General features: G+C 65.1%; 21 protein-coding genes. 10 read left to right on the forward strand and 11 right to left on the reverse strand.

What is annotated here, in order from left to right; all coding sequences use genetic code 11:
• Positions 1–13: 13 nt before the first annotated feature.
• Positions 14–1,240 carry a low temperature requirement protein A gene (locus RQX22_RS12725; RefSeq protein WP_315726917.1) on the forward strand — a complete coding sequence of 409 codons (1,227 nt, stop codon included), beginning with the start codon at positions 14–16 and terminating at the stop codon, positions 1,238–1,240.
• A 293-nt stretch (positions 1,241–1,533) separates the two neighbouring features.
• Here RQX22_RS12725 and RQX22_RS12730 read toward each other — a convergent pair whose 3' ends face one another.
• Positions 1,534–1,929: a hypothetical protein gene (locus RQX22_RS12730; RefSeq protein ID WP_315726918.1), complete on the reverse strand. Its 396-nt coding sequence runs from the start codon at positions 1,927–1,929 to the stop codon at positions 1,534–1,536.
• A 218-nt stretch (positions 1,930–2,147) separates the two neighbouring features.
• Entirely contained in the window at positions 2,148–2,474 is a 327-nt protein-coding gene (locus RQX22_RS12735) for a TraR/DksA family transcriptional regulator (protein ID WP_315726919.1), read from the reverse strand.
• A gap of 247 nt (positions 2,475–2,721) precedes the next feature.
• Here RQX22_RS12735 and RQX22_RS12740 point away from each other — a divergent pair, with 247 nt between their 5' ends.
• Positions 2,722–2,964, forward strand: a complete 243-nt coding sequence (locus RQX22_RS12740; protein WP_315726920.1) for a YdcH family protein — start codon at positions 2,722–2,724, stop codon at positions 2,962–2,964.
• A gap of 84 nt (positions 2,965–3,048) precedes the next feature.
• The gene (locus RQX22_RS12745) at positions 3,049–3,315 is read left to right on the forward strand and encodes a hypothetical protein (protein ID WP_315726921.1); all 267 of its coding nucleotides are present in this window, start codon (positions 3,049–3,051) and stop codon (positions 3,313–3,315) included.
• Positions 3,316–3,367: 52 nt separating this feature from the next.
• Here the strand turns inward: RQX22_RS12745 and RQX22_RS12750 are convergent, their stop codons facing one another.
• The gene (locus RQX22_RS12750) at positions 3,368–3,766 is read right to left on the reverse strand and encodes a GFA family protein (protein WP_315726922.1); all 399 of its coding nucleotides are present in this window, start codon (positions 3,764–3,766) and stop codon (positions 3,368–3,370) included.
• Positions 3,767–4,023: 257 nt separating this feature from the next.
• Here RQX22_RS12750 and RQX22_RS12755 point away from each other — a divergent pair, with 257 nt between their 5' ends.
• From RQX22_RS12755 to RQX22_RS12770, 4 genes are all read left to right on the forward strand, one after another.
• Positions 4,024–5,157 (forward strand): dipeptidase, encoded by a 1,134-nt coding sequence (locus RQX22_RS12755; protein WP_315726923.1) that lies wholly within the window; start codon positions 4,024–4,026, stop codon positions 5,155–5,157.
• 469 nt (positions 5,158–5,626) lie between these two features.
• Positions 5,627–6,034 carry a DUF6491 family protein gene (locus tag RQX22_RS12760; RefSeq protein ID WP_315726924.1) on the forward strand — a complete coding sequence of 136 codons (408 nt, stop codon included), beginning with the start codon at positions 5,627–5,629 and terminating at the stop codon, positions 6,032–6,034.
• Positions 6,035–6,126: 92 nt separating this feature from the next.
• Positions 6,127–7,332, forward strand: a complete 1,206-nt coding sequence (locus RQX22_RS12765; protein WP_315726925.1) for an HWE histidine kinase domain-containing protein — start codon at positions 6,127–6,129, stop codon at positions 7,330–7,332.
• A gap of 139 nt (positions 7,333–7,471) precedes the next feature.
• The gene (locus RQX22_RS12770; RefSeq protein ID WP_315726926.1) at positions 7,472–8,620 is read left to right on the forward strand and encodes an AAA family ATPase; all 1,149 of its coding nucleotides are present in this window, start codon (positions 7,472–7,474) and stop codon (positions 8,618–8,620) included.
• 15 nt (positions 8,621–8,635) lie between these two features.
• Here the strand turns inward: RQX22_RS12770 and RQX22_RS12775 are convergent, their stop codons facing one another.
• Together RQX22_RS12775 and RQX22_RS12780 are read right to left on the reverse strand one after the other, a co-directional pair.
• Positions 8,636–9,028 carry a hypothetical protein gene (locus RQX22_RS12775; RefSeq protein ID WP_315726927.1) on the reverse strand — a complete coding sequence of 131 codons (393 nt, stop codon included), beginning with the start codon at positions 9,026–9,028 and terminating at the stop codon, positions 8,636–8,638.
• 69 nt (positions 9,029–9,097) lie between these two features.
• Positions 9,098–9,286 (reverse strand): hypothetical protein, encoded by a 189-nt coding sequence (locus RQX22_RS12780; RefSeq protein WP_315726928.1) that lies wholly within the window; start codon positions 9,284–9,286, stop codon positions 9,098–9,100.
• Positions 9,287–9,335: 49 nt separating this feature from the next.
• Here RQX22_RS12780 and RQX22_RS12785 point away from each other — a divergent pair, with 49 nt between their 5' ends.
• Together RQX22_RS12785 and RQX22_RS12790 are read left to right on the forward strand one after the other, a co-directional pair.
• Entirely contained in the window at positions 9,336–10,163 is an 828-nt protein-coding gene (locus tag RQX22_RS12785; protein WP_315726929.1) for a class I SAM-dependent methyltransferase, read from the forward strand.
• A gap of 323 nt (positions 10,164–10,486) precedes the next feature.
• Positions 10,487–12,748: a TonB-dependent receptor domain-containing protein gene (locus RQX22_RS12790; protein WP_315726930.1), complete on the forward strand. Its 2,262-nt coding sequence runs from the start codon at positions 10,487–10,489 to the stop codon at positions 12,746–12,748.
• Between the two features lie 146 nt (positions 12,749–12,894).
• On the opposite strand, the gene phaR is transcribed toward RQX22_RS12790, so the two are convergent.
• Entirely contained in the window at positions 12,895–13,437 is a 543-nt protein-coding gene (gene phaR, locus RQX22_RS12795) for a polyhydroxyalkanoate synthesis repressor PhaR (protein ID WP_315726931.1), read from the reverse strand.
• 91 nt (positions 13,438–13,528) lie between these two features.
• Here phaR and RQX22_RS12800 point away from each other — a divergent pair, with 91 nt between their 5' ends.
• The gene (locus RQX22_RS12800; RefSeq protein WP_315726932.1) at positions 13,529–14,521 is read left to right on the forward strand and encodes an alpha/beta hydrolase; all 993 of its coding nucleotides are present in this window, start codon (positions 13,529–13,531) and stop codon (positions 14,519–14,521) included.
• Positions 14,522–14,558: 37 nt separating this feature from the next.
• Here the strand turns inward: RQX22_RS12800 and RQX22_RS12805 are convergent, their stop codons facing one another.
• The 5 genes from RQX22_RS12805 to RQX22_RS12825 form a co-directional block, all read right to left on the reverse strand.
• A complete protein-coding gene (locus RQX22_RS12805) occupies positions 14,559–15,455 on the reverse strand; it encodes a metallophosphoesterase family protein (protein ID WP_315726933.1) in 897 nt (298 codons plus the stop codon).
• 31 nt (positions 15,456–15,486) lie between these two features.
• Positions 15,487–16,554, reverse strand: a complete 1,068-nt coding sequence (locus RQX22_RS12810) for an alanine racemase (RefSeq protein WP_315726934.1) — start codon at positions 16,552–16,554, stop codon at positions 15,487–15,489.
• A 7-nt stretch (positions 16,555–16,561) separates the two neighbouring features.
• Positions 16,562–18,157, reverse strand: a complete 1,596-nt coding sequence (locus RQX22_RS12815) for an MFS transporter (protein WP_315727105.1) — start codon at positions 18,155–18,157, stop codon at positions 16,562–16,564.
• A gap of 104 nt (positions 18,158–18,261) precedes the next feature.
• Positions 18,262–19,179 (reverse strand): cytochrome c1, encoded by a 918-nt coding sequence (locus RQX22_RS12820; RefSeq protein ID WP_315726935.1) that lies wholly within the window; start codon positions 19,177–19,179, stop codon positions 18,262–18,264.
• Between the two features lie 15 nt (positions 19,180–19,194).
• Positions 19,195–20,502, reverse strand: coding sequence for a cytochrome b (locus RQX22_RS12825; RefSeq protein WP_315726936.1), 1,308 nt, complete (start codon positions 20,500–20,502; stop codon positions 19,195–19,197).
• Positions 20,503–20,509 lie beyond the last annotated feature (7 nt).

Genomic DNA, 20,509 nt, shown 5'->3' on the forward strand with positions numbered 1-20,509 from the left:
ACCCTAATCCCCTATGCCCCGCCTCCCCTTCACCCGCCCCACCGGCCCCTCCGCCGACCATAGCGTCCACCCGATGGAGCTGTTCTTCGACCTCGTCTTCGTGTTCGCGGTCACCCAGCTTTCCCATTACCTGCTGGAGCATCACAATCTCGCCGGGGTGCTGCAGACCCTGGTGATGTTCCTGGCCGTGTGGTGGGCGTGGATCTACACGGCCTGGGCGACCAACTGGCTGGATCCGGAGCGGGCGCCGGTGCGGTTGAAGCTGGCGTTCGTGATGCTGCTGGGACTGGTCCTTTCCAGCGCGATCCCGCAGGCGTTCGGGCGCTACGGCCTTTATTTCGCCTTGGCCTATGTCGCGATCCAGGTGAGCCGCACCTTCTATACCGCCTGGGCGCGGGGCGAGTGGCAGGCGGGATCGTGGAACATGACCCGCGCCGGCTTCTATTTCCTGGCGGCGGCGCCGTTGTGGATCGCGGGCGGGCTGGACGCGGATCCGACGCGCCGGCTGTTGTGGTGGAGCGCGGCGCTCGCGGTGGAATATGCGGGGCCGGCGACCTTCTTCGCCGTGCCCGGGCTCGGCCGGTCGACGGCGGAGGATTGGGCGATCAGCGGCGAGCATATGGCCGAACGCTGCGCGCTGTTCATCATCCTGTCGCTGGGCGAAGGGATACTCGTGACCGGCGCGACCTTCGCCCGGCTGGAGGCGGACGGCGCGACCGTGGCGGCCTTCGTCAGCGCCTTTGCCGCATCGGTGGCGATGTGGTGGATCTATTTCGATACCGGCGCGCGCCGCGGCAGCGACCGGATCGAACATGACAGCCGGCCCGGCCTGCTGGGCCGCGCGGCCTATACCTATTGCCATATCCCGATCGTCGCCGGCATCATCGTGCTGGCGGTGGCGGACGAACAGGTGCTGGTCCACCCGGCCGGCCATGGCGGGCCGTTCCTGCTCGCGGCGTTGCTGGGCGGAGCGTTGCTGTTCATCGGCGGCACGGCGGCGTTCAAGCGGATGACGGGCGTTTCGGGGCGGTGGCCGCTTTCCCATCTGGTCGGGATCGGGATGTTCGCCTTGCTCGGCGCCTGGGCGGTGGCCGTCCACCCTGCCCCGCTCCACCTCCACATGGCCGCGACCGGCCTGTTCGTGGCGATCGCCGTGTGGGAATGGGGATCCTATCATGGCGGGTGGGTGGAACGGTGGGCGCGGTGGCGGGCGGGGAGAGCGAGGCCGACGGCAGGGTAATTCAGGAGACGGAGGGGCGCGCGTCGATCCTTTCCATCCTGGTGCTCAGCCCAGCGCTGCTCGTCGCTGCCGTCCTTTTGGGCTGCTTTGCAAGCAGGCACTATCCTTGGCGGCTGCTGTCGATCGGGTAGCGCTCTCTTGTTTTTGTCGATCTCGCCTGGATCGCCATTTTTTTAAGCTGACGGAGGGGCGGTTCTCATTCTTGCGGGTTCAGGTCCGCTTCGATGCGCAATAAATATATACTGTCCCTGTTTTCGCATGGCAGGCCGTCGGCGCCATGGGACACGTCCGCTTCAATGACGAGAGCTGAAGCTTCTCGAGACGGAGAGAGTCCGGCTGACACTCACATTGGTGCCCGGACCGCCGGTGGCCGCATAGGCGGTCGTCGTCGTGCTGCCCGTGACGCTCACCATGGCGGATCCCGGGGTCGCGGGGTCCCTCTGATAATAAGTCGTGGACGTATCGTCCCCGTTCCCGATCTGCACGATCACCGTGCTGCCCGGAAGGATGTAGCGGGCGCGGATGGCCGCCAGGGCTTCGTCGCCCAGGATGTGGCCCGCGAGGCCCGCCACGGGGCCGCTTGGGGCGGCGGGAAGGCCGCTATTCGCCGCCGCTGCCGGCACGGCAAGGCTGCAAAGGCCCGCGGACAAGGTGCAGAGGAAGGCGCACCGACCGGTTCTGGTATCCATTCGCTCCTCCTGTCGGGAATCGGTGCGCCGGCCATGTTCGGCGGCGGCGTTCTGTTCGAGTCCCGGGCCGAGCACTACACTTTCAAAAGCGTGGCAGCTTCATCAAAGCTGGTGACGGATTCGCTGTCGCCGGGGTTGGTGACGGGGTGCGTGGCGCCGATCGGCAGAAAGTCAGCCCATCATTCCATCTGGCTTGAAGTCTCTCCGGGACCGGATCGTCATCGTTCCTGGTTCGCGCAGGATATGCACAAGGCGGCTTCCGGCCGGGCTTCCAGGCGTCCGGGAGCGATTTCCGATCCGCATCGGGTGCATTCGCCATAAGTGCCGTTTTCGATCCGCAGCAGCGCCCGGTTCACGGAGGCGATCTCGCGCGCGATCAGCGCCGCCTGGCCTTCCAGCGATGCATCATCCTCCGTCTCTACGGCGCGTTCGGACGAATCCGCGTTGAGCGGCTCGGCCAGGTCCCGGGCGATGCGATCCTGCCGTTCGTTCAGTTCGCGGAGTTGGTCCTCGAGGCGCGCTTTTGCGGTTACGGCGTTCGGCATCGTGGAGGTTCCTTTTCGATCTGCCGGCGCTGGTAGCAAGAGCCGGTGCGGGATGACAGTGAAAGCGGGGTCCGTCCCGGCGGATGCCGCGGGCCCATGCTGCGGCCAAGCCGGCACGGCGTCGACATGGGCGGTCGGAAACGGTAGAAAAGCCGGCCCGACAGCCGTCACAGACATCGGGTCCGGATATGCGCCCGTCCTTCAATCCGGTCTGCAGCCTTGGTCTCGATCGCGATCGGAGGAACGAATGTCGAATACACCGCACACGCTGGGTGAAGAATTCCCCGGCCAGCTCGATCGGATCCACGCCCTCAAGGCCTCGGATGCCCGATTTGCAAAGCTGCTGCTGGAATATGACGCGGTCAATGACGAGATCCATGTGGCGGAGACGAACGTCGTCCCGGTCACGCAGGAGCATGAGACGGAATTGCGCAAGCGGCGGCTTACGCTGAAGGACCGTATCGCCGAGGCATTGGCGGAGAGCGCCTGAGCGCACCGCATCGGCCAGAAGAATAGGCCGGAGGCGGCAGGCGGGAGCGGGCTCTGGCTGCGACGGTGATGGCGGAGATCCAGAATGAGCATCGAAGCCTTGATACTGGGTGCATTCATGCTCGCCCTGCTTCTTTCGCTATTCACCCGGGTCCATCCAGCGACATATGGGTGTCTCGTGCCCATGGTCACCGGGCTGATCATCGCGGCTTCCCTACTGATCTGGCGCTACGGGACTTCGACCGCAGTCCTGGAAATTCCCGCCGTAATGTTCTGGACGTCCGTCGGGAGTATTCCCGGCGCTTTTCTGGCCGGTTGGATACGTACGCTGAACGGCGAAGATTTCGGCTGAGGGGCAGTTCAACCCCCTGTCCTTCTGGAAAATCCGTGCAGTGCCGCCGGCGTCAGCCCGGGCGCTCGTCGAAGGAGCGGGCATCGGGTTCGTCGCGGTCCCAGTCGGCGCCGGAAGCGCAGAACAGGTGGGCGGTTATGCCCTTGCCGAGCGGGACGTCGAGCGTTCCCGCGGTGACATAGACATTCTTCGCATCGGTTTCGGCCGGAAGCGGCGTGCCGCAGGTCTTGCAGCGGGTGATGGCGTAGGTCGGGCGCAGGGCGAAGGTGATTTCGTGATCCTCCCCCCGCACCCAGCGGAAGCTTTGCTTCGGCACGATCAGGATCCAGTTTCCGTTCGCGCCGGAGGCCTTGCGGCATAGCGAACAATGGCAGACGACGACGCCGTCGATCTCGCCATCGATCTCATAGGCTCTCGCGCCACAAAGGCAGCTGCCTGTCCGGACTGTCATTCGCTTCTTCATCCTTGCCGGCGATGGTGCGCCGGATCGTCGGTTTTTGCCCGCCGCACAGGATCATGGGACGCGTCGGAATGCAACGCCGCGTGCCGCCTGGCGCGGCGAGCGCCGTGCACAAAAATAGTATAGTGTCCCCGAATTATGGCAGGGTCAGAAAAACTTCACCTGCGGGTCAGCCTTACTCGCTTGCTCCGGGCGTGCGGCTCTTAACATATAGGCGGGTTGGTGCCGCACGGGACGGGGAGAAGGATATGTTCGACAGGCGTGAGCTGCTGCGTTTCGGGGGGTCGGCCGCGCTCCTGGCCTGGGCGCTGCCCGCACTCGGCAAGGCGGCCGATCTCGCGCCGTTGATGAAGGATGCCGAGGATCTGTACAAGGAAGCGATCGTCATCGACCTGCTGGCCGACGAGCGGCGCGACGCGGAAGGGCTGCGCTATATCCAGGAGAGCGGCTATACGGTGATGAGCACGACCCTGGGCACGCGATCGCCGGAAAGCCCCCAGGGATCGCATATGCTCAACGCCTGGCCGCGCGACGGCCTGATCGCCGATTGCATCGCCTGGCAAGGGTTCATCGACGACCATCAGGACAAATTGCTGCACGTGACGTCGGCCGCCGACATCCGCCGCGCCAAGGCGGAGGGGAAGAACGGCATCCTGCTCAATTCCCAGAATTGCCCGGCCGACGGCAAGCTGGAGAATATCGACCTGTTCCACGAGCTCGGCATCCGCCAGATGCAGCTGACCTATAATGAGCGCAACCTGCTGGGCGACGGCGCGACCGAGCGGACCAATTCCGGCCTCAGCGATTTCGGCGTGGCGGTGGTCGAGCGGATGAACGAGCTCGGCATCATGGTCGACACGTCCCATTCGGCCTGGGCGACCTGCGCCGACGCGATCAAATTTTCGAAGAAGCCGCCGATCTTCTCCCACACCGAATGCCATGCGATCAGCCAGCATCCGCGCAACAAGCCCGACGAGCTGATCAAGGCGCTGGCCGCCAAGGGCGGGGTGATGGGGCTGACCACCGTCGGGCCGATGGTGACCAACGATCCCATCCCGGCGACGATGGACCGGTTCCTCGACCATGTCGACCATGTCGTGAAGCTGGTCGGCGTCAACCATGTCGGCTTCGGCACCGACACGCTGATCCGCGGCTGGCCGACCGATCCCAAGCTGAAGAAAGAGACTTTGGCCTTTTACGGCGAGCCCTATTTCAAGGACAGCTACCGCTTCCGCTATCCGATGGGCACGGAAGGGATGAACGACCAGCACAAGATCAAATATGCCACTGGCGGGCTGATCAGGCGCGGCTACAAAAGGGACGATATCCTGAAGATCCTGGGCGGCAACTGGCTGCGCGTGATCGGCGAGGTCGTCGGCTAGTCGTCACGCGTCGGCGGAGGCGATCGAGCCTCCGATCGGGCGCGAGATGTCCCCGCCCCCGCGACAGGATCAGTCCTTCCCTCGGCAGCGGAGGATGCGTGCGATCTCGGACAGTTTGAACGCGATGAAAAGCAAGGTCGACAAGGCGATGAAGACCGCGAGGGTGATGGCCCAGTCTGGCATTTGAGGCTCCTTCGAGACGGTGCGATCGTTGGGCGCGGAATCGCCGGAAAGGTGTCCGGCCGGAAACGTGCGCGCCTTTCAGGGCCGGAGAATTTTGCATCCATCCGCCCTGCCCCTTTTTTCGGGAACGTATCCCCGCCGGGGCGGTTCCGCCGGTGCGGCGGCCTGGACCGCAGGCAGGCCGGCCCTGGTCCTTGCCGGATTCGGTGCCGAGGGCCGCACCGGCGGAACTCCCGGTTCGTTTTTCGGTTGGTCATAGGGGGCGTTCCGGAAACAGGAGCCCGATATGGTATATTCCTCCACCCGTATATTGATGAGCGTCATGCTCGGCGCAGCGAGCTTCGGCCTGGCGGCCTGCGCGGCGACCGACGAGCCGGGAAGAAGCGCGGCCCAGACCAGGGGCGACAGCTGTTTCAGGGCCGCGGACGTGAACGGCTTCAACGCGGTCGACGACGACACGGTCAATGTCAGCGTCGGCGCTTCGCAGACCTATCAGCTGGAGCTTTTCGGCAATTGCTCCGACATCGACTGGGCGCAGCGGATCGGCATCCGTGCCACCGGCGGATCCAGCTGGGTGTGCCAGGGCCTGGATGCCGAGCTGATCGTGCCCAGCCCGATCGGCCCGCGGCAGTGCCAGATCAGCAGCCTGCGACGGCTGAGCGACGAGGAAGTCCGCGCCAGCCGCGCGCGCTGAGCGGCGGAAGCATCCAGGCACCGCCGAAAGATGAACATAGGTTGCGGCGATAGCGACTCGCGCCGCGGCCGAATTGCGATTAGCTTCGTTTCATGAGCACCCTGCTGGCCTCGATCGCCGACAAGGCGAATTCGGACGTCTATATCAGCGACAGGCTGAACCGGCGGCCGCGCCGCCCGGTCGCGGCCAGCCGCACCAGCCGGGCGATGCAGGAGCTGGCCGGGGCGATGGCCAAGGCGCCGGCGACCATGCTGCCCCGGTTCGTCGAACTGGCGATGGAGCTGACGGGCGCGGTTTCCGCCGGCCTGAGCCTCTACGAGCCGGAGCCGGCGCCGGGCCTGTTCCGGTGGCGCCACCTGCACGGGAATCTGGCGCCGTTCGAAGGGGCGACGACGCCGCGCGACGACAGCCCGTGCGGGGTGACGCTGGACCGGGACGAGGTGACGCTCTCCAGCCATCCCGAACGCGCCTATGACTGGATCGCCGCCGAAGATCTGGTGATCCCGGAAGTGCTTCTGGTGCCGCTCCACCTCGCCGGCGAGGAGCCGCTCGGCACGCTCTGGGTGGTCGCCGCCCGGGAGGGGGAATTCCACCGGGGCCATGCCGACACGCTGGCCGCGCTGGGGCGGTTTGCGGGCATGGCGCTGAAGATGATCCGCCAGGAGGAGAATCTGCGTGCCGCGCTGGACGAACAGGAATTGCTGGCGAAGGAAATGAGCCACCGGCTGAAAAATCTGTTCGCGATGACCGACGGCATGATCCGCGGCAGCGCCCGCAAGGCGGAGACGGTGGAGGATCTCGCCGCGGCGCTGTCGGGACGGCTGCACGCCTTGGCCGATGCCCATTCGATGGTCCAGCGCAAGGTCAGGTCGATCGGTGGCCAGGCCCAGATCGACCTGGGCGGCCTGATCAGATCGATCGTCAGGGCCCATGAAGCGGGAACGGGGGCGGACCGGCTGCTTGTGGACGGCCCGCCGATCTTTTGCGGGGCGCATGCGATCAACGGCCTGGCGCTGGTGATCCACGAGCTTGCCACCAATGCCGCCAAATATGGCGCGCTGTCCAACGATCGCGGCCTCGTCGAGATCGGCTGGCGCCGCGAGGGGGAGGATGTGGTCATCGACTGGCGCGAGCGCGGCGGCCCGCCGGTCGCAGGCCCGCCGGACGCGGACGGCTTCGGCGCCCTGCTCGTCACGCGCACGATCGAGCGGCAATTCCGCGGCAGGATCGCCCATGACTGGGCCGCCGAGGGGCTTTCGGTCTCGCTGCGCATCCCCGCCGCCAGATTGTCGGATTGACCGCCGCGCCCAGGAATGGGAATGACAGGCGATCGATCGATCCTCCGTCGCCGGCATCCTGCGCGATCCCGAATCCGAAGGTCGAGCGATCCGGGCGTTGCAGGTGCTGCACGGACCCAGCCGATTCAGGAGGTTCCGTTTGATCACCCGCCTTGCCGTCGCCGGATATCGATCGCTGCGCGACCTGGTGATCGGGCTCGACCAGTTCACGCTCGTCACCGGGCCGAACGGCAGCGGCAAATCGAACCTCTATCGCGCGCTGCGCCTGCTTTCCGAAACCGCGCAGGGCAGACTGATCGGATCGCTCGCGGCGGAAGGCGGGCTGTCCTCGGTGCTGTGGGCCGGGCCGGATAATTACAGCCAGGGGATGCGCAGCGGCGAGACCCGGGTGCAGGGCACGTTGCGCAAAGGCGGGATCAGCATGCGCCTGGGCTTTTCCAGCGAGGCATTCGGCTATGCGATCGACCTGGGCCTGCCGGAGCGGATGTATCCGTTCCAGCGCGATCCGGAAATCAAGGTGGAGGCGATGTGGACCGGCGAGTTGCTCGGACGATCCAATCTGTTCGCTGAGCGGCGGGGGCTGGCGGTCAATCTGCGCAACGCCAGCGACGGCAGCTGGCGCAAATCGCTGAGCAACCTGATGGCGTTCGATTCCATGATCAGCCATTATGCCGATCCGGACGACGGGCTCGAGCTGCTGGTGATGCGCGAGAGGATGCGCAACTGGCGCTTCTACGACAATCTGCGCACCGATGCCGAGGCGCCGGCGCGGCGCCCGCAGGTGATGACCTTCACGCCGGTCCTGGCCGGAGACGGCGCCGATCTTGCCGCCGCGGTCCGGACGATCATGGCGATCGGCGACGATATTTCGCTCGCAGAAGCGGTGGACGATGCCTTTCCGGGCGCGCGGCTGAACGTGACCGGCGAAGATTATGGCGTGGTGGAGATGGACCAGCCCGGCCTGCTGCGCCCGCTCGAGGCCAAGGAATTGTCGGACGGGACGCTCCGCTATCTGCTGCTCGCGGCCGCCCTGCTTTCCCCGCGCCCGCCCGAGATCATGATCCTCAACGAACCGGAGGCGAGCCTGCACCCTTCCTTGCTGGACGCGCTGGCCCGGCTGCTGAAAAATGCATCCAGGGCGACCCAGATCGTGATCGTTTCCCACAGCGAGCGGCTGATCGAGATATTGCGCGGAAATTACGGCGTCCACGAAATCGCGCTCGGCAAAGCCGGCGAGACCTATGTCGAAAATCAGGATCCGCCGGACTGGATCTGGCCGAAGCGGTAGCGGCGGGCCGCCGACTCAGGTGGGCGGCCGGAAGTCCGGATCCTGGAGCGTCAGCATATAGGCGACGAGTTCGTCCACCTGGCGCGGATCGAGCGCGAAGGCCATTTCCTCGGGATAATTATGCGCATCCCGCAGCCAGACCGAAAGCGTCTCCGAGGTCAGCCCCGGCTTGTTGACGATGAGGTCGAAGGGCGGCGCGGCGGGATTGGGCGACAGGCGGTTCGGTGCGACGGCGTGACAGCGCCCGCACGATGTTTCGGCAAAGGCCGGGGCCTGGGCAAAGGCTGGGGCTGGCGAACGTAGGCCAGCCTCCGCCACGGAACGCTGCTGACAGGCCGACAGGACCGGCGCGAGCAGCAGGGCCGGTGCGAGGAAGAGCAGGCGGCAAGGCTTCAACCAGGGCTTCACATCGTCTCCTGTCGGGATCGTTTCGATCCTATGCGCAGAGCGCGTGCGGTGGCAAGGCGGGGCGCGATCTCAACCCTTCAAGGCCAAGGCCGCCGCGATCACGGCGATCAGCAAGGCGAATATCTGGATCGCGTTCCAGGGCATGATGCCCACCCGGTCCAGATCCCGTCTTTTGCCCCGGCGCCACTCCGCCAGGCCGGCGAGCAGGGCGATCGCCATCGACACCCCTGCCCCCCACCACAGTCCCGCTTGCGTCATGTCCCTGCGTCCATCATGATCCACCCGATCATGTAAAGGGAGGAATCCGATGCGCCAGAGCCTTGTTGCCGCGTTCTCGACTATCCTGTTGCTGGGGACCGCGGCCTGCGCGCCGGTGGAGCGGGACGGCGGTTCCGCATCGCGCGCGCTGGAGACGGCGGTGGCGGCTTCTACCCGCACGCCGGCCAATGTCGCGCGGGACCGGTACCGGCACCCGGTCGAAACCCTGCGTTATTTCGGCGTCCGCCCGAGCGACACCGTGGTCGAGATCTGGCCGGGCGGCGGCTGGTATACCGAAATCCTCGCGCCCTATCTCGCGTCGGGCGGCGGCACCTTGTGGGCGGTCGCGCCGGAGTGGGGCATGGGCGGCATCAAGAAGCTGAAAGCCGCCAATCCCGCGCTCTATGACGGCGTCCGCACCGCGACCTTCCCCCGCTTCGAAGCCGGGGAGCAGATCGTGCCGGACGGGACCGCCGATGTCGTCCTCACCTTCCGCAACGTCCACAATTGGCGGATGGGCTATCGCAACAACGAGCAGGATTATGGCGAGGATGCCTTCCGCCAGATCTACCGGATGCTGAAGCCGGGCGGCGTGCTCGGCATCGTCGACCATCGGCTGCCCGAAAATGCGTCGGCGGACCGCGAGAAGAAGAGCGGCTATATCAAGGTGTCGACGGTGCGGCGGCTTGCCGAGGCGGCCGGATTCCGGCTGGCGGGATCGTCCGAGATCAATGCCAATCCCAGGGACAGCGCCGATTGGCCGGACGGGGTATGGACCTTGCCGCCCTCGCTCGCGCTGGAGGCCAAGGACCGGGAGAAATATGTCGCGATCGGAGAAAGCGACCGGATGACGCTGAAGTTCGTCAAGCCGGAGTAACGACCTGCGCCGGGCGGGTGGGTGCCCGGATTCCGTCTTGAGAAGGGGCGAATCGCCTGCTCTGGACCTATGGATTCCTGACCGGTACCCCGGGCTGGCGCCGGCGCGAGGACAGGTTGGGATCGGGCTTTTCCCCGGCCGCGATCGCCGGACTTTGCGGCCCGTTCGGCGCTTTTTTGCAGGTTCTTGTCCATTGTGACATGAAAGCAACAGCAAAATCGGCCGGATTTTCCCGATCTTTCGCCCCGCCGGGTCATGGTTTATCCTTTGATGTAAATTGGTTAGCAGGGCGTTGATCCTGTAGAGGCCTCACATTTCCGTTTTTGGCAGCCGATTTGCTCCTGAACGACGAGCTGGAAGGGTTCGAGATCGGCGCGCAGACCGGCATCTCGACGCGCGGCGACGGCGAAAAATATCTGTTCGAAGGCTCGTTCGGCGCGAAGTTCGCCGACGGCCGCGGCCATTTCATGATCGGCGCCGACTATCTGAAGGACGAAGGCGTCATCCCGGGCATTTCCCGCCCGCTGATCGGCGCCACCGCCTTTGTGCCGGGCCCGGACGGAAAGCTTTATCCGACCGCCAATATCACCGAGTCGAACCGGACCCAGACCGGCCTGATCAACACCGGCGTCCTTGCCGGACAGGTGTTCAACAATGACGGGACGCTGCGCGCGTTCCAATATGGCACCCGTCGTCCGGGCGCCCCGACGCTGCAGATCGATAGTCCCGATCCCGAAGCCTATAATACGGATCAGTACCGCTCGCTGTCGGCGCCGATCCAGCGCGCCAACGTCTTCGCGCGCGCCAGCTTCGACGTCACCGACAATCTCAACCTGTGGGTCGAAGGCAGCTTCAACCGGGTCTGGGACCAGCGCGTCTACTTCCCGGACCTGGGCGTCAACCAGATCACGATCCAGGCCGAAAATCCCTTCCTCCGGCAGGATATTCGCGACCAGCTCGCCGCGGCAGGCGAAACCAGCTTCGTCATGGGCCGCGCCCTGACCGACGTGTCGCTCGCGCGCTACAAATATAGCCGCGAATCGATCCAGGGCTCGATCGGCTTCGACGGCCGGTTCGGCGGCGGCAAGTGGCGCTACAATGCCTTCTACACGCATGGCGAGCAGACCCAGAATCAGCGGCTGCGCGACATCACGCTCCGCACCGAATTCAATGCTGCGGTCGATGCCGTGCAGGTCGGTGGCCAGATCGTCTGCCGGATCAATGCCGATGCCAATCCGAACAATAATGATCCGAACTGCCGTCCGCTCAACCTGTTCGGCAATGGCAATGCTTCGGCCGAGGCGATCGATTATGTGACCGAGGATTGGAACGTCATCGCCAAGACCTGGCTCGACCATGTCGGCGCCAGCATCAGCGGCGAGGCCTTCCAGTTGTGGAACCGGCCGGTCTCGGTCGCGGCGGGTGTCGAATATCGCGAGGAATCCTTCTCGAACTCCTATGATCCGTTCTCGCTCGCCAGCCGCTTCAACACCATCAACGGCGTGAACATCGCCAAGACCGGCAACAATGTGAAGGAAGCCTTTGCGGAGGTGAACATCCCTCTCCTTGCCGATCTGCCGATCGTCCAGGAGCTGAACTTCAACGGCGCCGCCCGCATTTCCGATTATAGCGACAGCGGGTCGATCTGGTCGTGGAAGCTGGGCCTCGTCTGGAACGTGATCGACGGCCTGAAGCTGCGCGGGACGCGTTCGCGCGACATCCGTGCCGCGGCCATCACCGAGCTGTTCGCGCAGCGCGGCACGTTCTTCACCAACGTCAGCGATCTCGGCTCGCCGGGCAATCCGACCACGCAGGTCATCCTGCGCACGGGCGGCAATCCGGACCTCAGCCCGGAAATCGCCGACACGCTCACCGTCGGCGCGGTGCTGTCGCCCCGCTTCATGCCGGGCTTCAATTTCTCGATCGACTATTTCGACATCAAGATCGAGGACGTGATCACCACCCTGAGCGCTCAGCAGATCGTCAACACCTGCTATCTGCAGAATAATCAGGGCGCCTGCGACCAGCTCGTCCGCGTCGGCGGCGTGCTCAGCGAGATCAATGCGAGCTTCATCAACATCGCCAATTTCCGGAACAAGGGCATCGACCTCGAAGCCTCCTACCGGACGCGCATGGAGGGGATCGGCCTGCCGGGGCAGCTGCACGTTCGCGCACTCGCCAATTATGTCGACACCCTGGTGCTCGACAATGGCGTCGCCGCGATCGAGGGCGCCGGCTATCTCGGCGCCCAGGCCGTCTACCTGGTACCGAAATGGCGCGGGCTGCTGTCCACCACCTATGAAAGCGAGCGTTTCGGGAGCGACATCCGCGCCCGTTATGTCGGCGGCGGCGAATATGCGCCGGCATCGGTCTTGCCGAACCAGGGCGACAACAGGATCGCGGCGCGCACCTATATCGACCTTGGCCTGCGCGGTTACTTCCCGATCGGCGACGACAGGAAGATCACGATCTATGGTTCGGTCCAGAACCTGTTCGATCGCGACCCCGCGCTGGGTGCGGTGGGATCGCCCTATCACGATCTGATCGGGCGCTACTTCACGTTCGGCGTCCGCGCCAATTTCTGATCCGTTCGCAATCCTCCCGGCCATGCCGGGAGGGTTCGAACCGCAGAGGTTGAAGATCCTCCTCCGGGCGACCGGGGGAGGATTTTTTTGAACGGTGTTTCGGGCGAGGGCGCGCGGCCGGCGAACGGTTGCCGGCAAACGCCTGCTTATTTGACCAGCTTGTCGACCTTGGCCTGCAGTTCCGCGAGCTGGTTCTTGAGCCGGTCGATCTCATCTTCCTGCTCGGACGTGGGCGCCGCAGCCGCAGACGCCGCATTGCCGCCGGCGGCAGACTTGAACATCTCCATGTTGCGCCGCGCCAGATCGGCGAACGGGCCGCCGGAAAAGGCGCCGGCCATGGCGTCGCGGAACTGCGACTGGTTGCGCTGGAACGCCTCCAGCGAGGCTTCCAGATATTGCGGCACCATCGACTGCATGGAATCGCCGTACATGGAGATGAGCTGGCGCAGGAAGTTGATCGGCAGCATGGTCCCGCCGCGCGATTCCTCGTCCATGATGATCTGGGTCAGGACATTGTGGGTGATGTCCTCCCCGCTCTTGGCATCGACGACCTTGAACTCGCGTTTCTGCCGGACCATCTCCGCCAGCCGCTCGAGCGTTATGTAGCTCGAACTTTCCGTGTCATAGAGCCGTCGGTTCGCGTATTTCTTGATGATGACGACATCATCGCCGGGTTCCGGAGCAGCCATGGGAAGTCCCTCTGAATCTGTAGCATCGGCCCTAACACCAAAGCTTGCCGCACCGCAACACAAGCCCCGGCCCCTCCCTCTGTTCCTGGCCATGCTGCGCAGCGAAAGCGCAGCAAAACCTGCATTGATGGCGCAAGCCCTGGCCGGGCTGCGCGCCTATCAGGAGGCGCCGCGCGGGCCGGCGGCGGCGGCCAAGCCGGCGCTTGCGAGCCGCCACGGCGCCGCCCTGCGCGATTATGGCGGCGAGGGTCCGGCCGTGCTGTTCGTGCCGTCCCTGATCAACCCGCCCCGGATCCTCGACCTCGGCCGGGACAGATCGCTGTTGCGCTGGCTGGCGGACCGGGGCCATCGCGTCCTGCTGCTCGACTGGGGCTGGGCGGAAGAACGGGCGGATTTGAGCGTCGCCGGCCATGTCGAGCAGATCCTGCTGCCGCTGATGGCCGAACTCGGCGAAGCGCCGCATCTGGTCGGCTATTGCCTGGGCGGCACGATGACGATGGCGGCGGCGCAGCTGGCCGAAGTCCGCAGCCTCGCCACCATCGCCGCACCGTGGCGCTTCGCCGGCTTTCCGGACGAGGCGCGGACCGGGCTGGGCGCGCTCTGGAGAGGCGCGAGGGGGACGGCGGAACGGCTGGGCGTGCTGCCGATGGAGGTGCTGCAGAGCGCTTTCTGGAGCCTGGACCCCGCCCGCACGGTCGGCAAGTTCGCGGCCTTTGCCGACATGGCGCCGGACAGCGCCGAAGCGGCGGCCTTCGTGGCGCTGGAGGATTGGGCCAATGACGGCCCGCCCATCCCGATCGCCGCCGCGCGCGAGATGTTCGAGGATTTCCTGGAGGCGGACCGCCCGGGAAAGGGCGAATGGCATGTGGGGGGACAAAGGATCGATCCGGCCACCCTCGCCTGCCCCCGGCTGGAGATCGTTTCCACCAGCGACCGCATCGTCCCGGAAGCGAGCGCCGTCGGCGGCGACGAACGCCTGGCCTTGACCCAGGGCCATGTCGGCATGGTGATCGGCGGCAGTGCGCGCCGGGCCCTGTGGCAGCCGCTGGCCGCCTGGATCGACCGGGCCGGCCGTCAGGGGTGACGCATTCGTGCGTACCCGATTTTCGCTGCCGCAACGTCTATGGCGAAAGATCGATGTCCACGTCTTCGCGCGATGCTCCAGCGGCCCCTGCCCTCGCCGCTCCGCCCGGGCCGGCGAAATGCCAATGCGCGCCGTCCCTGCGATAGGCGGCGGGCGTGCCGCCCAGGAAGGCCGCGCCGTCCCAGCTCTGCACCTCGACCGTCACATGATCGGGCTTCGCCTCGATCCAGTTGAAGCTCTGCCTTTCCTCCGCGCGGAGGCGGGTCGAGGTCGCGGTGCCGGCCTGGATCACCAGCTCGGGGCCCGCCGTCTCCACCATCTCGCGCGCCGAGCGGGCGAAGCTGCGGTGAAAATGGCCGGCCAGCAGGATGTGGACGCCGGCCTCGGCCACCGCCGCCAGCGCGCCTTCGTGGCGGCCGACCCTTTTGGTCAATTCCTCTTCCTCTTCGCCAATCGGCATCGCGAACAAGGGGTGGTGGGTGACGAGGATCCGGGTCTTGCCGGGCTCGACCGCACGGAAGCGCTCGCGGATCAGGGCCATCTGCTCGTGGCTGATGCGGCCATCCTTGATGGTTAGGGAGCGTGCCGTATTGATGCCCAGCACGACCAGCTCGTCATTCTCGAACCATGGGCAGAGGTCCCGATCGATGAAGCGGCGGTAACGGCGCAACGGCCGCGCGAAGCGCCGGAAGATATCGTAGAGCGGGACATCGTGATTTCCCGGCACGGCCAGCACCGGAAGGCCGCCCTCCTTCAACCGTTCGATGAAGGCTGCGGCCAGCCGGTATTGCGCCACCCTGGCACGCTGGGTGAGATCGCCGCTCACCACCACCAGATCCGGCCGCCGGGCCGCCAGCCAGGTTTCGAGCGCCTGCACGATATGCGGATCGTGGCGCCCGAAATGGACGTCCGAGAGGTGGGCTATGCTGGCCATCGGGACTCAACGAGCCGGACGGGCTCCGGTTTCAGAACCAGATGCGATCATAGCGCGACCCGAGCAGGGTCAGCAGCTCATATTGAGAGAGTCCGGACTGGGCCGAGGCCGCTGGCAGGTTGAAATCCATTTCCACCCAATCGCCTTCGGCAAGGTGGGGCGCGGCATCGACGCAGATGGTGGTCAGGTCCATCGAGATGCGGCCCACCACGGGTCCGTAGGCGTCGCCCAGCACGGCCCGGCCGGCGCCCGAAAAGGCGCGGAGATAGCCGTCGGCATAGCCGATATTGAGGATGGCGAGCTCCATGTCGCGATCGGCGACGAACGTGGCGTTATAGCCGATCGGATCGCCACGCCCGACCCGCCGCCTTTGCACGATCTGCGCCTCGATCCGGACCACCTGGCGCAGATGATTTTCGGCTTCCGGCCGCGGAATGCCGCCATAGAGGGCGATGCCGGGGCGGGTGAGATCGAAATGATAATCGCGGCCGAGGCAGATGCCGGCGCTGTTGGCGAGGCTGACCCGCCTGGCGCCGACGTTCGCGGCGACGCCGACCAGCATCTCGCGCTGACGACCGTTCATTTCCACATCCTCGTCGGCGCTGGCGAGATGGCTCATCAGCGTCTCTATCGCGAGCCCTTCGAGTATGCCCTCGGCGAGATGGCCGGGCGAAAGACCGAGCCGATTGAAGCCGCTGTCGATCATCACGTCGCACGGACGTCCCTGCCCTTCGGCGCGCCATCTTTGCACCTGTGCCGGCGTGTTCAGAACGGGCCGCGCCCTCAGCGCCAAAGCGGTGCGCAGCTCGTCGTCGGAAACGCCGTGCAGGACCGACAGGGCGGCCTCGCCGAGCCAGGGCAGGACGCGTTCCGCCTCCGACCAGGTGGAGACGAAGAAATCGCGGCAGCCGGCCAGGACGAGATGCATCGCCACTTCCCGCGCGCCCAGGCCGTAGCCGTCGGCCTTGATGGCCGCGCCGCAGGCCGCCGGGCCGCCGAGGCCAGCCAGCCAGCGCCAATTGGCGGTCAAGGCATCGGCCTCGATCTTCAACCTGAGGGGACAATGGGCCGCGTTCACGAAGGCGCCGATAGCGTTCATGGTGCGGTTAGTCCAACGTCCTTCCGGAGGTTTCCGGAAGCCAGAATGCTGTGACGACAAGCGCCATGGCGACGACGCCGATCGTGTACCAGAGGCCCGCGAACGGGTCCCCTGTCCTGGCGACGATATAGAGGCTGATGAAGGGCAGGAAACCGCCGAAATAGCCGGTGCCGATATGATAGGATATCGACAGGGACGTATAGCGTATCCGGGCCGGGAACAGCTCGACCAGCAAGGCGGCCGCCGGGCCGAAGGTCATACCCGAAAACATGCCGATCATTGTGATCGCCAGCACGACCTGAGCGGATTGGAACAAGCTCGGCACGGACTTGGCGAGCTTATAGCCTGCCGCCTCCAGGGCCGGATCGAGCATTTCCGGCGCAGCGTCGACCGGGGCGCCGCCGATGGTGATGACCGGCGCGGCGCCCGGTGCGCCTTCGGCCGTCGCATAAGCGACGCCCTTGCGCGTCAGCGTATCGAGCAAGCGGCCGCACGCCGTCTCCTGGCCCTTGCTGGCGAAGGGATCGTAGCTGCAATCGCTCCCCGTCACGACGACGGGATTGCGCGCCATCGACCGGGCGAGATCGGGATTGGCGGCGGCCGACATCCAGTGGAACAAGGGGAACATCAAGGCGATGGTCAGGACATAACCGAGCACGATCGGCTTCTTGCGTCCCACCTTGTCGGACAGCCACCCGAACAGGATGAACCAGCCGATGCTGAAGACCGCGGCCGCACCCACCATCATCCTGGCCGCCGTGTCCTCGATACGAAGCGTGTTCTGGAGAAAATAGAGGCCCTGGAACTGGGCCGTGTACCAGATGACGGTGAGACCGGCGGCAATGCCAAACAGGCCGACCAGGATCAGCTTCACCTTATGCCAGCTGTCGAAACTTTCCTTGACCGGATTGCGGGACGTGTTGCCCGCCTGCTTCATCGCCTGGAAGACCGGGCTCTCCTTCAGCTTCAGGCGCATCCACAGCGAGATGGCGAGCAGCAGCAGAGAGAAGAGGAACGGGACGCGCCAGCCCCAGGCTTCCCATGCCACCGGATCGACGAAATAAGCGGAAATCAGCACGACCAGCACGCTCAGCAGGAAACCGCCGATCACGCTTGCCTGGATGAAGCTGGTGTAGAGGCCGCGGCGATCGCGGGGGGCATGTTCGGCGACATAGATGGCGGCGCCGCCATATTCGCCGCCCAGCGCCAGACCCTGCAACAGACGGCAGACGACCAGGAGGATCGGCGCCGCAATGCCGATCTGGGCATAGGTCGGGATCAGCCCCACCGCCGCCGTAGCGACGCCCATCAAGGTGATGGTGACCAGGAAGGTATATTTCCGCCCCAGCCGATCGCCGAGATAGCCGAACAGCAACGCGCCCAGCGGCCGGACGCCGAAGCCGGCGCCGAAGGTCGCGAGCGCCAGCAGGAAGCCCGCCGTCTCGCTCGCGGCCGGGAAGAACATCTTGGCGATGACCGTGGCCAGCGTGCCATAGACGAAGAAATCATACCATTCGAAGACGGTGCCGAGCGACGACGCGACGATGACCCTGCGGTCCCGCTTCGCATCCACCACATAATCGTCGGAAACCGCGGCAACCATCCTACTCTCCCCCGCCACGCGGGAGTTTAGGCACAGGGAAAGCCTGGCGGCAAGCGGAGCCTATGATCGAATCCCGCCCCGAGGATCGGGGACGGGATCGATGCTCAGCCCTCGATCCCCGCGTCGCGCTTGGCGTGGTCGGTCTTGGCCTGATTTTCCGGATCAAGCACGCCGGTGACCCGCACCTTCCGCGCCTTCTTCGACGACCAGATATTCTGGTAGGAAAGATAAGCGAGCCACGTCGCGATCAGCAGGAAGATCACCACCGCAAGGCCGGTCCGGTGCCGATTTTCGAGCTTCGGCTCGGCTGTCCAGGTCAGGAAAGCGGCGACGTCCTTGGCCATCTGGTCGACGGTCGGGTTGGTGCCGTCCGCATAGGTGACCTGACCGTCGGCCGTGATCGGCGGCGGCATCGCGATGTTGAGGTTCGCGAAATAGGGATTGTAATACAGCCCCGGACCCGGCTGGTTTTCCTTCGGCAATTTCGGATCGGGATCCTGGTAGCCGGTCAGCAGCGAGTAGACATAGGCCGGGCCGTGGTGGCGAGCCTTGGTCATCAGCGAAAGATCGGGCGGCATCGCATTGTTGTTGGCGGCGCGGGCGGCGACTTCGTTCGCATAGGGATTCGGGAAATTGTCCGCGGGCAAGGCCCTGCGGGTCGAAGCCTCGCCGGTCTTCGGATTCACGTCCGGAACCTCGATCTGCCACTGATTGGCGATCGCCTTCACCTCGGCTTCGCTATAGCCGATATCCTCCAGATTGCGGAAGGCGACGAACTCAAGGCCGTGGCAGGCCGCGCAGACTTCCTTATAGACCTGAAAGCCGCGCTGGAGCTGCTGCCGGTCATATTTGCCGAAAGGACCGTCGCTGGCGAAGGCGACGTGCTTCGGCGCCTTGTGGAATTCATGCTCGACCGTCGGCTCGGGCGGATCGCCGAGATAGGCGATCACGCCCCAGAGCAGCGACCAGGCCGCAACCGCGACGAAGCCGAGGCCGACGAGGAATCCGAGGATCCGAACCATGAGCCTTCTTTCCCCTTAAGCCGTGACAGTCGGCGCGGACGTGCTGCCGCTGCCGATCGGAGCCGCTTCCTGCTTTTCGCCGTGCAGCACCGATTCCGAGATGGAATTGGGCAAGGGCAAGGTCCGCTCGACCGAAGACAGGATGGGCAGGATGATCAGGAAGTGAGCGAAATAATAGATGGTCGCGAGCTGGCTGATCATCACATAGGGCTCCTCGGCCGGCGCGCCGCCGCAATAGCCGAGGATCAGCACGTCGATGACCAGGATCCAGAAGAACTGGCGGAAGCGCGGACGATAATTGCCCGAGCGCACCGGCGACTTGTCCAGCCAGGGCAGGAAGAAGAGCAGGATGATCGAGCCGAACATGGCGATCACGCCCCACAATTTGGCCGGCAGGATGAAGTCGACGGTGAAGGCGCGCAGGATCGCGTAGAAGGGCCAGAAATACCATTCGGGAACGATATGCGCCGGGGTCGAGAGCGGATTGGCCGGGATATAATTGTCGGCGTGCCCCAGATAATTGGGCGCGTAGAAGACAAGAATCGCAAGCAGGATCAGGAAGATGCCGAGGCCGAAACCGTCCTTCGCCGTATAATAAGGATGGAAAGGCACCGTATCCTGCGCCGTCTTCACATCGACGCCGGTGGGATTGCCCGATCCGGGGATATGCAGCGCCCAGATATGCAGGATGATGACACCCGCGATCACGAACGGCAGCAGGTAATGGAGCGAGAAGAAGCGGTTCAGCGCCGCCTGGTCGGGCGCGAAGCCACCGAGCAGCCATTGCTGGATCGGCTCGCCGACCAAGGGGATGGCACCGAACAGGCCGGTGATCACCTTGGCACCCCAGAAGCTCATCTGCCCCCAGGGCAGCACATAGCCCATGAATGCGGTCGCCATCATCAGCAGGAAGATGACGAGGCCGAGCAGCCACACCATCTCGCGCGGGGCCTTGTAGGACCCGTAATAGAGGCCGCGGAAGATGTGGATATAAGTGACGATGAAGAAGAAGCTGGCGCCGTTGGCATGGGCGTAGCGCAGCAGCCAACCCTGGTTGACGTTGCGCATGATGTGCTCGACCGACGCGAAGGCCTCGGTCCCCGACGGCACATAATGCATCGCCAGCACGATGCCGGTAACGATCTGGATGGCGAGCGCGATGCCCGCGAGCACCCCGAAGTTCCAGAAATAGTTGAGGTTGCGAGGGACCGGATAACCGCCGCCGACGGCGCCATAGACGAGGCGCGGCAGCGGCAAGCGATCGTCGATCCACCGCATGAACGGATTTTGCGGCTTATATTCTTCCGCCCAGGGAAAGCTCATTGGATGC

Source organism: Sphingosinicella rhizophila, from assembly GCF_032378825.1.
Taxonomy (GTDB): Bacteria; Pseudomonadota; Alphaproteobacteria; order Sphingomonadales; family Sphingomonadaceae; genus Allosphingosinicella; species Allosphingosinicella rhizophila.

What these genes read in the sequence shown, in the direction of transcription:
- RQX22_RS12725 (WP_315726917.1), top strand. Translation starts at nt 14, where the DNA reads ATGCCCCGCCTCCCCTTCACCCGCCCCACCGGCCCCTCCGCCGACCAT.
- RQX22_RS12730 (WP_315726918.1), bottom strand. Translation starts at nt 1,929, where the DNA reads ATGGATACCAGAACCGGTCGGTGCGCCTTCCTCTGCACCTTGTCCGCG.
- RQX22_RS12735 (WP_315726919.1), bottom strand. Translation starts at nt 2,474, where the DNA reads ATGCCGAACGCCGTAACCGCAAAAGCGCGCCTCGAGGACCAACTCCGC.
- RQX22_RS12740 (WP_315726920.1), top strand. Translation starts at nt 2,722, where the DNA reads ATGTCGAATACACCGCACACGCTGGGTGAAGAATTCCCCGGCCAGCTC.
- RQX22_RS12745 (WP_315726921.1), top strand. Translation starts at nt 3,049, where the DNA reads ATGAGCATCGAAGCCTTGATACTGGGTGCATTCATGCTCGCCCTGCTT.
- RQX22_RS12750 (WP_315726922.1), bottom strand. Translation starts at nt 3,766, where the DNA reads ATGACAGTCCGGACAGGCAGCTGCCTTTGTGGCGCGAGAGCCTATGAG.
- RQX22_RS12755 (WP_315726923.1), top strand. Translation starts at nt 4,024, where the DNA reads ATGTTCGACAGGCGTGAGCTGCTGCGTTTCGGGGGGTCGGCCGCGCTC.
- RQX22_RS12760 (WP_315726924.1), top strand. Translation starts at nt 5,627, where the DNA reads ATGGTATATTCCTCCACCCGTATATTGATGAGCGTCATGCTCGGCGCA.
- RQX22_RS12765 (WP_315726925.1), top strand. Translation starts at nt 6,127, where the DNA reads ATGAGCACCCTGCTGGCCTCGATCGCCGACAAGGCGAATTCGGACGTC.
- RQX22_RS12780 (WP_315726928.1), bottom strand. Translation starts at nt 9,286, where the DNA reads ATGACGCAAGCGGGACTGTGGTGGGGGGCAGGGGTGTCGATGGCGATC.
- RQX22_RS12785 (WP_315726929.1), top strand. Translation starts at nt 9,336, where the DNA reads ATGCGCCAGAGCCTTGTTGCCGCGTTCTCGACTATCCTGTTGCTGGGG.
- phaR (WP_315726931.1), bottom strand. Translation starts at nt 13,437, where the DNA reads ATGGCTGCTCCGGAACCCGGCGATGATGTCGTCATCATCAAGAAATAC.
- RQX22_RS12800 (WP_315726932.1), top strand. Translation starts at nt 13,529, where the DNA reads ATGCTGCGCAGCGAAAGCGCAGCAAAACCTGCATTGATGGCGCAAGCC.
- RQX22_RS12805 (WP_315726933.1), bottom strand. Translation starts at nt 15,455, where the DNA reads ATGGCCAGCATAGCCCACCTCTCGGACGTCCATTTCGGGCGCCACGAT.
- RQX22_RS12810 (WP_315726934.1), bottom strand. Translation starts at nt 16,554, where the DNA reads ATGAACGCTATCGGCGCCTTCGTGAACGCGGCCCATTGTCCCCTCAGG.
- RQX22_RS12815 (WP_315727105.1), bottom strand. Translation starts at nt 18,157, where the DNA reads ATGGTTGCCGCGGTTTCCGACGATTATGTGGTGGATGCGAAGCGGGAC.
- RQX22_RS12820 (WP_315726935.1), bottom strand. Translation starts at nt 19,179, where the DNA reads ATGGTTCGGATCCTCGGATTCCTCGTCGGCCTCGGCTTCGTCGCGGTT.
- RQX22_RS12825 (WP_315726936.1), bottom strand. Translation starts at nt 20,502, where the DNA reads ATGAGCTTTCCCTGGGCGGAAGAATATAAGCCGCAAAATCCGTTCATG.